This window comes from Gallibacterium anatis DSM 16844 = F 149, assembly GCF_000379785.1.
GTDB classification, from domain to species: domain Bacteria; phylum Pseudomonadota; class Gammaproteobacteria; order Enterobacterales; family Pasteurellaceae; genus Gallibacterium; species Gallibacterium anatis.
Genome location: NZ_KB903676.1, coordinates 36,530 through 49,044, shown reverse-complemented (window position 1 = coordinate 49,044; position 12,515 = coordinate 36,530). Strand labels below are relative to the sequence as shown.

General features: G+C 35.4%; 13 protein-coding genes, 1 tRNA gene and 1 pseudogene. 1 reads left to right on the top strand and 14 read right to left on the bottom strand.

What is annotated here, in order from left to right:
• Positions 1-135: 135 nt before the first annotated feature.
• Positions 136-798 carry a Bax inhibitor-1 family protein gene (locus A3EO_RS0102240; protein ID WP_018345818.1) on the bottom strand — a complete coding sequence of 221 codons (663 nt, stop codon included), beginning with the start codon at positions 796-798 and terminating at the stop codon, positions 136-138.
• Positions 799-1,012: 214 nt separating this feature from the next.
• Here A3EO_RS0102240 and A3EO_RS0102235 point away from each other — a divergent pair.
• Positions 1,013-1,102, top strand: a tRNA-Ser gene (locus A3EO_RS0102235).
• Positions 1,103-1,275: 173 nt separating this feature from the next.
• On the opposite strand, the gene A3EO_RS0102230 is transcribed toward A3EO_RS0102235, so the two are convergent.
• The 13 genes and pseudogenes from A3EO_RS0102230 to A3EO_RS0102185 all read right to left on the bottom strand — a co-directional run bounded on the left by A3EO_RS0102230 (position 1,276) and on the right by A3EO_RS0102185 (position 12,510).
• Positions 1,276-2,340, bottom strand: coding sequence for a lytic murein transglycosylase (locus A3EO_RS0102230; protein WP_018345817.1), 1,065 nt, complete (start codon positions 2,338-2,340; stop codon positions 1,276-1,278).
• Positions 2,341-2,629: 289 nt separating this feature from the next.
• A complete protein-coding gene (locus tag A3EO_RS13660) occupies positions 2,630-3,181 on the bottom strand; it encodes a hypothetical protein (protein WP_018345816.1) in 552 nt (183 codons plus the stop codon).
• A 286-nt stretch (positions 3,182-3,467) separates the two neighbouring features.
• Positions 3,468-3,731: a hypothetical protein gene (locus A3EO_RS13655; protein WP_018345815.1), complete on the bottom strand. Its 264-nt coding sequence runs from the start codon at positions 3,729-3,731 to the stop codon at positions 3,468-3,470.
• 11 nt (positions 3,732-3,742) lie between these two features.
• Entirely contained in the window at positions 3,743-3,919 is a 177-nt protein-coding gene (locus tag A3EO_RS13650) for a FimD/PapC C-terminal domain-containing protein (protein ID WP_233432262.1), read from the bottom strand.
• Positions 3,858-5,966: a fimbria/pilus outer membrane usher protein gene (locus tag A3EO_RS0102220; RefSeq protein WP_267895477.1), complete on the bottom strand. Its 2,109-nt coding sequence runs from the start codon at positions 5,964-5,966 to the stop codon at positions 3,858-3,860. The genes A3EO_RS13650 and A3EO_RS0102220 overlap by 62 nt, the downstream gene beginning before the upstream one ends.
• A complete protein-coding gene (locus A3EO_RS13780) occupies positions 5,960-6,112 on the bottom strand; it encodes a FimD/PapC N-terminal domain-containing protein (RefSeq protein WP_267895496.1) in 153 nt (50 codons plus the stop codon). Before A3EO_RS13780 ends, A3EO_RS0102220 begins: the two co-directional genes overlap by 7 nt.
• Before the next feature lie 170 nt (positions 6,113-6,282).
• Positions 6,283-6,996: a fimbrial biogenesis chaperone gene (locus tag A3EO_RS0102215; protein ID WP_018345814.1), complete on the bottom strand. Its 714-nt coding sequence runs from the start codon at positions 6,994-6,996 to the stop codon at positions 6,283-6,285.
• A gap of 75 nt (positions 6,997-7,071) precedes the next feature.
• Positions 7,072-7,554, bottom strand: coding sequence for a fimbrial protein (locus A3EO_RS0102210; protein ID WP_018345813.1), 483 nt, complete (start codon positions 7,552-7,554; stop codon positions 7,072-7,074).
• A 438-nt stretch (positions 7,555-7,992) separates the two neighbouring features.
• Positions 7,993-8,154, bottom strand: a pseudogene (locus tag A3EO_RS13880) (IS3 family transposase); the annotation flags it as partial.
• A 306-nt stretch (positions 8,155-8,460) separates the two neighbouring features.
• Positions 8,461-8,721: a YcgL domain-containing protein gene (locus A3EO_RS0102200; RefSeq protein ID WP_018345812.1), complete on the bottom strand. Its 261-nt coding sequence runs from the start codon at positions 8,719-8,721 to the stop codon at positions 8,461-8,463.
• 2 nt (positions 8,722-8,723) lie between these two features.
• Complete coding sequence (gene ubiG / locus A3EO_RS0102195; RefSeq protein ID WP_018345811.1) at positions 8,724-9,467, bottom strand: bifunctional 2-polyprenyl-6-hydroxyphenol methylase/3-demethylubiquinol 3-O-methyltransferase UbiG; 744 nt, start codon at positions 9,465-9,467, stop codon at positions 8,724-8,726.
• Between the two features lie 12 nt (positions 9,468-9,479).
• Positions 9,480-11,357 carry an LTA synthase family protein gene (locus A3EO_RS0102190; RefSeq protein WP_018345810.1) on the bottom strand — a complete coding sequence of 626 codons (1,878 nt, stop codon included), beginning with the start codon at positions 11,355-11,357 and terminating at the stop codon, positions 9,480-9,482.
• A gap of 10 nt (positions 11,358-11,367) precedes the next feature.
• Positions 11,368-12,510, bottom strand: coding sequence for a GDSL-type esterase/lipase family protein (locus tag A3EO_RS0102185; protein WP_018345809.1), 1,143 nt, complete (start codon positions 12,508-12,510; stop codon positions 11,368-11,370).
• Positions 12,511-12,515: the final 5 nt, after the last annotated feature.

Below are 12,515 nucleotides of genomic sequence, written 5' to 3'. Positions count from 1 at the left end.
TTATCTGAAAGGAAAAGCAAGAGAAAAGCGACAAAGTAAAAAAACAAACCCACTTTTATCAAATGATTTTGGAAAGATGGGTTTGTCAGCGGTCTGACCGCATCGATTGATGCGGTTTCCTTTATTCATTGAATATTAATCACGATTAGCGGATAAGATATTGAGCAAGCTGACAAAAATGTTATAAAGCGAAACATAAATGCTGACTGTTGCACGAATATAATTGGTTTCTCCGCCGTGAATAATATTACTGGTTTCCAATAAAATTGCGCCGCTTGAGAACACAATAAATAAGGCACTAATCGCTAAATGCAATGCCGGAAGGTTAAAAATCAAGCCGGCAATCATCCCAACGATTAACACAATGAAAAGTGAAAACATCATACCGGAAAGGAATGACATATCTTTTTTCGTGGTTAAAACATAAGCCGAACAAGCAAAAAAGACTAATGCTGTGCCGCCCAATGCGGTCACCACAAGATCGCCCAATCCTTGACTGACATAAATATTTAAAATCGGTCCTAAGGTGTAGCCTAAAAAGCCGGTAAAGGCAAACGTTGCTAAAATGCCTAAACCGCTGTTAGCGAATTTATAAGTTAAAAACAGCAAACCATAAAATCCGACCAACATCACGATTAATCCCGGATACGGCAAATTAAATGCCATTGATAAATAAGCGGTTAACGCAGAAAAAGCGATAGTTAACGCCAATAGAAAATAGGTGTTGCGCAATACACGATTAGTACTTAACACGGAAGAAGTGCTTTCTCGAGTATCAATAACAATTTTTTGTTGCATAAAGTTCAGTCTCCTTAACTATCCAAAAATAACCTGATAACGGTAATAATTTCAACATTAAAAGTCAATCAAAATAGGTGTAAGAAAAGCATAAAGTGTAAAAAAAGCACATAAAGCTCAAAAAGCGTGCTATCAAACCTATTTTTACAAATTTTTATTTACTCGCTCTCTGAACTATACTATATTTCACATCGCTGAAAACAAGCTATCCTGCGGAGGAATGGTCGAGTGGTTGAAGGCACCGGTCTTGAAAACCGGCGAGGATTTACGTCCTCCAAGAGTTCGAATCTCTTTTCCTCCGCCATCCTTTTCATATTATCTCAGATAATCCTTAATATTCTCCTTTTTATTATTAAACTTTATTCAAAGTTTCCGTTGTCTACTCTTCTTTCTTGAACAAGATAAAACCATAAACAAGACTAAATTTCATAAAAAACTCCGCTAGAAACGGAGTTTAGATACAAACAGTTGTTAACATCACAACATCACTCGTTGTGCTATTGCATCGGCAAACTTACCGATACTAATAGCAAAGTAATAAGATTTATTCCAGTCCATAATGGTTTTAAAATTCTGAGATACTAAAAATGCCCGTCCTGCCAAGCCGTTTGGCAACACTAACCAAACCGGAGCAGATTGCAGTTGCACCAACACCTGCTGTGAAAAATTGTCTTGCGGCACAACAACGCCTCGTTTCAACCAATCACTGACTGATTTTGCTTTATATTTTTCTATTCCACTTAATGAAGGATCAATCCAAGTAGAAAGATGAACTTCAACGCCCCACGGCAATTTATCATTCCAACCAACGGTAGCTAAATAATTAGCGATCGAAGCAAAAGCATCATAATAATTGGTCCAAATATCAGCGATACCGTCACCATCCCCGTCGTTGGCATAACTTAAATAGGAACTCGGCATAAATTGCGTTTGCCCCATTGCACCTGCCCACGACCCTTTCATTTTTTCACGTTCAATATGTCCACGGTCAATAATTTTCAACGCTTTAATAAATTCCGGTGCAAACAGTGATTCCCGTCTGCCTTCAAAGGCTAATGTCGCCAATACCGACAACACATCAAAATTGCCTTGATAACGTCCGAAGCTGCTTTCCATTCCCCACAATGCCACTAAATATTGCGGTTGCACCCCGAAGCGGCGACTGGCGGTCATAATTTCTTGATTTTGTTCATTGTAATAACGCACCGCCAATGCAATTTTATTCATTGTCAGCACACGATTGAGGTAATTCGTCACACCGTTCGGGTTAGGTTGGCTCGGTTTAGCGGTACGTTTACGCCCCGCCTGCTGTTGATCCAATTCAATCGAACGTTCAACAAAATGGATATTTTGTTGAGAATATGCCACATTGGCATCAACGCCCTGTTTTACTGCCTGTTGACGCAGATAATCGACATATTGATCAAAGTTGGCAACTGAACGTGGCTGGGAATAATTAACATCGGATGGCGTTTTATTAGTGGAACTGCCACAGCCCACCAACGCTAAGGTGAGAACTGTGAGTACTGCTTTTTTGAACATTTTGCTTGATTATGTTGTTAGAAATTTGGGATGTTATTGTAATGCATTATGGTGGGGATGTTAATGTTTTGGTTTTGTATTAAGGCTTAGATTTCGCCCTAAAGAGCGACCCCATTTTACTGCGGCTGCGCCTTGCACTTCGTGCCGTTGCTAAAGCAACGTTCAACCCGTAGGGTTGTCTTTGTTTGCCCAAAGAGAATGAGGAAAGCACTCTGAGCGCTTGCTTTTCCTCATTCTGGTCAGATTTTCTGGATGGTAAAAAAACAGATTTTTAAATATTTGGCTGTTTTTAGTCATAAAAAATCTGCACCTCTGTGTGTTGGATAATCAGTCCAACTTTTGGGGTGCAGATCAAACGATGCTTAGGCTTTTGATTAATAGTTAATGCCTCCTGATTAAATGAGTAAAAACCTGCCGCTTGAGCTCCTGTTGGCTTATTAAAAAAATCACCGTTTGCTATTAAAGGTTGTCTATAAGTTAAATACTGTTTAGTCACTGAATCTTTTACGCTTAATATAGTCTGTGTAGCATCGGTTTCAGGTGAATTTAATGCCCCAACAGGTAGAGTGTCTGTATTTGATGGAGGATTAGCATCAGTAAAGAGAATATAAGCATTTTTTACACTTCCTCCGGGGCAATTAAGCCCAATATCAAAAGTGTTACCTAGCACTTCGTCATTCTCATTAAGTTCTTTTACAGTCACATCTTTTAGTGTAACCGTTTGGTCATTATTTTCCAGTGTGCAGGTTCGGGCAAAACTAAAGGTTGCCTCATTCGTGGAGGTAACTTTTATCATAGAGAATGAGTTTTTTTTTATAATCCCTATTATCATTAGCTTCATAATCCGCTACGGTATTACCTGTTGTCGTTTTATCCACACATAACATCGTAATGATTGCCAATGGCGTGCCTGCTGGAATAGAAATATCCGCTGGCGTTGTACTATAGAGAAAAGTATCTTTTAGCTTTAGTCTTAAATCAAATATTAATGATTGTCCACGCTCAACAATAGCAAATTGATATGAGCTTGCATCATTAATTGTTACTAGACGATTATTTACTTCCAGTAACCTTCTTTCAAAATACTGACTATTTTTTTCTTGTGTATCAAAATATTTAATTTCTAACTAATATTTATCCACTGGATTCATTACACCAGCACGTTGCCTACAGTAGTTTCCCGCCATTATTTCACCTATATTCCAACGATAAACCACCTCATTATAACCAACACGATTATAATTAGCGCTAATATATTTTTCTTGTGTTGGTACTCCTCTTGGTCCTCCAACCTCTATCCCATCAAATTTATAGGCAAAAGAAAATGATGGTTTAAACAAAATCACTAAAGCCATCATTGATATAAACCAATGAATTATTTTCCCTTTCATTTTTTCCCCTTTTAATAAAATTGGCATTGTATTGGCACGATAAGTAATTTACCGTCTTCTTGTTCTGGTAACTGATAATTCGCTCGACAGCGATGCCCCTCCCAACTGAGATGAAGCTCACCTTTTTCAGCAATACCTCTGGTATAAATTTTGCCCACCTTGTGCAACAACGCCAATAGATTTCTCATTTTGATCAAATACTTCTGTTCCTAATGGTGGCAATTGTTCTTTGTTTTCGATTTCAAAGAACACGGCTGAGCCTGCTGTGGTTGCAAAATTAATTAAAAGTGCTTGGTTAGCACGAGGAATAACTTGTTGCTCGGTAGCAGCTAATTCAACAGAACTCGGCAAATTATTGCCATCTAAACCTATATAATTGATAGTATATGGTTCAACATATGGCACGATACCATTACCAAAATAATCAATTTCATTACCTATTGAGCTATTAATCAACGCACCTTTTGCACCTTTAGCGTGAATAATCGCAAAGTTGTCACCTAAATCATTGGATAATGTAATGCCTTTTGGATGAGCTACAACAGCTCCAGAAGCACCAACAGACATTTGTTGATTACCTTTATTACTACGACTCCATGAACCATTAAGACGGGCAAAAGAACTAGAATAGGTGTTACTAAAAGCAATTGAACTAACATCACTTTGTTGTTGCTTACTGACAGAGAGAGTATAGGTATAACGCTGTTGTTCACCCAATGTACCAGATAATGACGTATAGGCAGAATAGCCATCCTTAACGCTATGGCTAATATCTTGTGAAAGATAAGAGCCATTAGCGTTATCACCTAATGGCAATGATAAAGAAAGATAAATTCGTTTATCATTGTTGCCATCATTATTAATTGATTGAGAAAATGACAGACTATAATTTAATTTCTTGTAATTATTGCTATAGCCAATTTGGTATTCATTGCGTTTTTGCTTTGTTCCCCAATAGGTAAACGTACTTCCAGTAATATAAGCCCCACCCCATCCGTCTTTAAATGTTTGACTTACAGATACCTGAAATTGATTTTTTGGGCGATAGCTATTCAATGATAAATTCAGTCCGTTTTCGTAAGCAAAATTCCGTCCATTTGCTAAAATGACATCTTGTAAACTGAAGTAATCGCGTGATAAATAACGATATGCAGCTAAAGTAACGTTTGTATTTGTTGGTTCGATATGCGTGTTATAACTAAAATAAAGATTGTATCCCTTAAATTTTTGATCAAGATTATGAAAAGTTGCATTAGAGAGCGTTGCATTTGCCGCAAATGCTCCAATCGGTGTATTAATCGGTGTATTAAAAGAAAGACCTAACAGCTCAGAATGGTAATCTATAGATAGGATCGCCCCAAGATTCAGTGTTAAATTATTAGTTAAACCATACTGCCAAGTGGCTTGTGCAACATTTGTATCAAAAACAACATTACCATAACGATAACGTCCAGCAGCAATTTGATAACGGCTATAACCTGGACGAATTAATTGTGCTGCCGCAGTATAAGGAACAGTAAAAGTGCGTTTTTCTCCATTTGCTTCTAAAATTTCTACTTGAATATCGCCACCATACCCTGTTGGAAAGAGATCATCAATTGAAAACGCACCAGGAGGAACAGAAACTTCTCGCAATAAATTGCCATTTTGCCGTATGCTAACAACAGCATTGCTATTCGCAACGCCACGAATAACGGGAGCATAACCGCGTTCAGAACTAGCCAACATTCTATCATCAGATGCTAACTTTATTCCACGCAGTGACAAACTATCCATCAAAACGCCATTAGTATATAAATCACCGATAGTTAATTGCCCACGAAGTGCGGCAACATCGTGTTGTAAGTAAGTAGCGATCCGTTGGTAATGAGAATCTTGTTGCGGACTCCTACTCATAGACCCACGATGACGTAATGCCCAACCAAACAAGTTTATACCTGACTCAATGCCTAGATAGCTTTGATAAAAATTTTGATCACTGTATTGGTAGCGATAATGGCTAGCGTTGTAACGTAAAAATGCCACAGGAATACCATCTTGCCATTGTGCAGGTGAGATATAACCTTTTGGACGTTGCACAACTAGAGCCTGAGCAATATCCACATCTAATCGCAATTGCCCAGCATCAAAATTTACTTTTGCCTCTGGCACTTGTGGTGCAAATAAGCGACATTGCTTAACTTGATGAGTTTTACCTGAAAACGCAGCAGATTTTAAATCTAATAATGTTAACAACGTTGGTGTAGCACAAAGTCCGATAGATTTTTGATCAGAAGCTCCACAAATTGTAAAGTGATACGCCCACGTAACTCATTATTTACATAAACATCCGCAAGATATTCACCAGCAGGAATAGGATTCCCATAACTGAATCGTTGAATATCAATATTTTTTTGAGCTTCAGTGCCGTATAAGAATCCAGGGTCAAATTCAACGTAGTCACTAGCATAACTATTGATGCAACAACTACTAAACTAAATAGCACCAATGATATATAGCTACGTCTAAATTTTGTTAAGGGTAAGAAAATATTTCGCATAATCATTAGGCATTAATGTTGTAATGGGCTGCTTCCAAGCGAATCACTACCATAGTCATTAAGAATATCCCATTGTACAGTAGTATTTTTTCCTGAAGGAACTTTGTTCAATTCAAAAACAGCTTTAGAAAACGGTGCAATCATATTAGCTCGTGAGGTTTTAGCCATATTTTTCCCTTGACCGACACCCGCACCGACATAGGTAATGTAATATGGTGTTGGATTATCCACTTGTAATTGTTTACCTTTTAATTGCCATTTTACTTTGGTATAAGCTTCTGATGGTGAAAGAGAGAGATTCGCAGGGCGGTAAAATAGCTTAATACGGCTGCGTAATGCAATTTGTAAATAATTTTTGCTCTTATCTTTTGGCGACGGTGGAATATCTAACACATTTAAATAAAAAAGTGATTCCCGATCTGAAGGCAATGATCCCCCCGTATAAATTAAACGCAATGTTTGACCTTTATTCCCATCAACACGAGAAATAGGCGGTGTAATCACAAAGGGCGTTTGAATTTTTTCTGGTGGTGTATTAGCATCACCATCATCAATCCAAGCTTGCACTAATGAAGGCGAGTCGCCTACATTGGTTAATTGAACACTCACATTTTTGGCATCAGATGGATAAATTACCCGCGTGCCTGTAATAACAATATTTGCTGTCGAGGAAGAAGCCCAGAAAGCAGCCAATATAAAAATCGTAGCAAATCTTTTTTTTAACATAAACATCCGCCAACAAATACAAAGATGATAAAAAATCGGGCAGAATATCTGCCCGAAAAAGAACTAGAACATAGATTATTCGTATGCGATCATATAATCAACTTGACCTCTAACATTACCAGCACTAACAGCATTACTTTCTGCATAATAACGTACTTTATATTGTAAAGTCGCAGACCCAGTTGGTGAAGAGCCACTTATTGCTACAGTTTTAGAGCCTTGTGCAGTAGCTGATTTAGAAATATCAATTACTGTAGTGTTATCGGAAGCATTATTAGCAATTTCAATAGTCACGTCAGTGGCTGGACTATCAGTGGCTTTATTAAGCAAACGCCCTTCTGTACTCACTTTTAGAGGATCATTAATAAAGGCAGCATAAATTTTTTCGTTAGCAGAAAATGCTCCGCCTCCTGTTTTAGTACAATCTGTTAGTTTAATTTCAAATGGAGTATCCATTGCGGTAGCACCTTGGTTAGGCAATGCAGATTTAGAAATTGTAGCTAAGGTAACAGGAATATCAGCACCAGTGCCACCATTAATTGTACAAGTAGTATCCACAATTTTACCGGTGATAGTAATAGTGCCTTTTTATGCTGGCGGATCATCCGCAAACGCACCTTGTGCCGATAAGCTCAAACCTGCGACGACTAAAGTTGTTAAAAGCAATTTTTTCATTTTTTAAATACTCCTTCAGGATTAAGTTAATTTACGTAGGAGTGTACATAAGTTTTAGAGGGTGCAAGTAAATTTTAACAAAGAAATGTAAATTTACACGTAAGGATAGAAATATTTAAAAACACCTTTCAAATAAACTCAATATAATCAATATGTTAGCTTGTATAAACAGAAAATTTAATATCACTACTCCATTTTGCCGTAAACAATATAAATAAAGAAAAAAAGCAAAAGAGTTGAATGCTCTGATCCCGAAAAGTTTGGCTATTGTTTTAAGGACTGAATTCTGTATTGAACAGGACTCAGTCCATTTAATGTTAATTAAATTCTGTTTTCATTGTAATAACGAACATATTCTTTGATAACAAATTCCAGTTCTTCAATGCTTTCGAAGGTGTTGTTATAAAAACATTTCACCTTCATCCGACCAAAGAAACTTTCCATAGCAGCATTATCTAAACAATTTTCTTTCCTCGACATATTCAGCACAATATTGTGCTGAGTGGGTAGCTGTTGATAACTTAACATTTGATACTACACACCTTGTTATGAATGTAACATCGGTCAACCATTTCTAGTGCGGAACGGTGGCGTGGAAGTCTCGTTGTAAGTGATTCGGCGCGATATTACCTACTTCTCCACGATAAGAACAATATTTACGTTGTCTTCTCTTTTATCTGCAATCCCTTGTCTTACCTTTACTGTGTAAATGATATTAAGATAAGAGAAGAAAAGCGATATTTTTATTAAAAACAACAAATATCGCTATTTGTATTGCGGAAGAATTAACTAATTTTTAAGTGTTTTCAAGAGATCTTCTACCGGCGGAGGCATCTGTAAGTAGAATCCATTTTGCTCAATCTGCTCTTTAACATTTTGATTATCTGTATGAATTAATTTCTTTTTTCCGTCTAAATTGAACAACATCACAAATTGAGGTGTCCCAAAAGCGTTTAATAATGACTCAGGTACTGATGAAAAATCATCTCTTTTTTCAATATAAAGATACATTCCATCTTTTCTGCAACTTTTATAAATAGCACACAACATTGTTATACCTCATTCTGACTATGGCAAAATACTCCCCAATAATTGGCGCTAACATCGTCATTAAGCCAAAAATTACCGGTAAGCGGATTATAGTGATAACCTTTCAACTGTTGACAGGTTAGTCCGACTTGATCACAATAAGCCAATAATTCCGCCGGTTTAATAAATTTTTCATAATCGTGCGTGCCTTGTGGCAACATTTTCAAAATATATTCTGCGCCAATCACCACTAATGCCCAAGCTTTCAAAGTGCGATTAATGGTAGACATAAACAATACGCCATCAGGTTTTAATAACTGCCGACAACTACGAATAATTGAGAGCGGATCAGGAACGTGCTCCAACATCTCCATACAGGTAATCACATCAAATTTTTCTGCTTGAAGTTGTTGATGTTGCTGTAAAAAATCCTCAATTGTAGATTGCTGATAATCGATTATTAAATTATTGTCTTGTGCATGTTGTTTGGCAACGGCAAGCGGCTGTGGACTCATATCAATACCGGTTACATTTGCGCCGGATTTTGCCATACTTTCAGACAAAATACCGCCACCACAACCGACATCCAGCACTTTTTTCCCATTCAAACCATTGCTGTGCTGCAAAATATAATTCAAACGCAAAGGGTTTAATTGATGAATTGGTTTAAAATCACCATTTAAATCCCACCAACTCGCCGCCATTTTGGCAAATTTATCCAATTCTTGCTGATCTATATTTTTATTTTCCGAATTTAGCTGTTGCATATTTATCTCCCTTTACTTAGCCCATTGATTATTATCCAACATCATATCTGCTAAAGTAACTCTTTGTTTAAATTTTAATATTTGCTGTCTTAATTCATCATTATCATTACTTATAGACAACTGCTTCTGTTCTAAAAAAGTAGCTGTTCCGGCAGGACTGATCATACCAATAATTTGTCCGTTACCGACAAATAATGTCGGTGTTGTTGTTTTTGGATGTAATAAAGATTGTCCGAAAGTAGATATCGGCGTATCGATACCCAATAAATCCAATATTGTTGGAAATAAATCATATTGTGAAGCAAATTGAGATTCTCTTTTTGCCGATAAACTGCCATCCGGTGAATAAACGATCAACGGAATATGAAACTGCTCTTTTAAATTTTCTGAAGGTAATGAATTTAATGTATGATCCGCAGTAAAAATAAAAATAGTATTGTTATACCAAGGCTGTTTTTCAGCTGCTTTCATAAATTGTTCCAATGACCAATCAGAATAACGAAGCGTATTTAAAAAACCATTTTCATTAGATTGATTATGCGGATAAATATGAAACGCTTTACCAGCATCAGCAAACGGTTCGTGTGTAGATCCGGTAAATAAAAAAGCGAAGAAAGGTTTGCTTTCTGGTGTTTCATTTAATTTATTTAATAAAAATTGTAGGCTATCATAATCCCAGCCGAAATGTGGTGGTTCCTGTGGATATTTTTTTATAATAGGTACATCTTCCTTGCCATAATATTCTTGAAATCCGAGAACATTAGCAATACTGTTCACATTGAAAGATCTACGGTTGGATGTCTGCATCATAATAGTGCGATACTGATGATCGTTTAATATTTTACCAATCCTACTTATCTTATTTAATTCCAATCCAAAACCCAATACCGGATGATTATTTAATGCCGGCACAGACGACAAAACTGCTTGAATGCCAATAATACTCCTTTTCCCTGCAGCATAATAATTATCCCAAACCATTGATTTTTCAATTAATGAATCGATAAAAGGTGTGACGTTATAATTACGATGTGCTAAACCATCAATATATTTATAACTCCAACTTTCTAGTAAAATAAAAACTATATTCTTATAATTTTCTTTTTCATTTGACTGGAATAAAAATGTATCATCTTTAAAAGAAAACTGATCTTTTTCTTTATCAGTTAATAAATTTATTGGACCTAATTTTTCTTGCTTACGAAGCTGCTTCCACACCACAAATGGACTATTTAAAACTAGATTAGCTTGTGAAGATGATGTTGTATTCTCGAAAGCATCCGCATAACTAATCGGTCTACCTTGAATAATCATTCCTCGTGCCAACCAGAAACAAAAAATAAGAAAAGCAACTCCTAATAAACTTCGGGAAAATATAGAGCTCGAATTCAAATTTACACTATTTTTTAATGGATAAATAATAAAAATAACATAACTTAATATTATCATCCCTAATATAAGAAATCCTAAAATGGTGTATAGCAAACGTGATTTAAAAGCAACATCAAAAAGAAAACCTATATCTTTATTAACTAAAAAGATTTCTCTACCTAAATGACGATACACTTCACCAAAATAAGCCAAATCTATCAAAGAAACAATAGAAAAAACAATGAAAACAATTAGTGATAAATAAGATAAAACCTTTTGAAATCTTAAAGAACCAATTATAGAAAAAGGTAATATACTAATTAATAAAATAGGAGACAAGAAAATAACACTAATATTAAGATCAAATCTAATTCCATACAAAAAAGATTGTAATAGCTCTTTTATACTAATCTGATCAAGAAAATAATCTGGATATAATCCAATAAATAATAATCGGAAAAATAAAAATAAAAAAATTGAAAAAATAAGTAATTTTACTGGTAGCTTTAATTGCAGCATCTATTAAGTCCTAATTAAATAATACAGTTTGCAATAAGGTGGCTAATTTTTTATATCCAATAGGATTAAAATGCAATCCATCAGAAGTGAATGCTAAGTCTAATTGATGATATTGATCCTGCAAAACACTGTTCACATCAACCAATGTAATATTTTTATCAGAAAAATAATCTCTCAATTGCTGATTAAAATCATCAATCATCTTACTGTTAACTTCTCGTTTAAAAGCAACATAACTCACTTCCATTAAATAGAGTCGGCTTTCTGCATTAATTTTTCTCAAATATTGCACTGTTTGATCCAACCAATAAAGCGTATCTTCTGCGTGCCAACCAACACGAAACATTTCATTAATACCTAAAAATATTAAGGTATCTTTTCCTAACCCTTTTATTAATCGCTTCTGTAAAATTAGTTCAACATATTGTTGAGTGGTAATGCCACCGATGCCTAAATTGTTCACTTCAATATTATTTAACTGTTCAATTTGCCAATAATCCCAAAGAGAATGCCCTACCAATGTAATATCGGAAATACGATTAAAATCTTTAGATTTTTCTCTTATTCTACGTTGAACATTTAATAAAGAAGTTTGATTTTTTATTCTTAATTGCAAAATTGCTTTTACCCATTCATATTCAAAGCTATCTTCAATAAATAATGATCCTTCTTTATCCATCATATAAGTTTGAATATTCGCCAATTTATTTAACGTATAAAATGGTAATCGATACAAATAAATTGAATGATTTTCCTGTTTTTTTGGATCAATAGAATATAAATAATCTGTTTCCTGTTGTTCGAATAATTGACAACATTGCACGATCTGTTCGGTTGTGCGTAGCGGTGTTTCAGGCATTAAAATCACGGCATAATCATTTTGTTTTACCTTTGGATCTAATTGTTGCCAAATAGTCAATAATGCCTGTACTGAACAAATCGGTTTTTCTACTTGAAAAACATCGATAGGGTAAGTGTTTAATGCATCTTGATATTGTTGTTTATCAGTAATAACAATAATTCGTTCAAAACATTTTGTTGCCAGTGCTGCTTCTATGCTATAACCGGCAACCAATTTACCTTCCAGCATCAACACATTTTTATTCATTAACTTTTCTGATGAAAATACCGGAATTAATGCCACTTTTTTCATTTTTA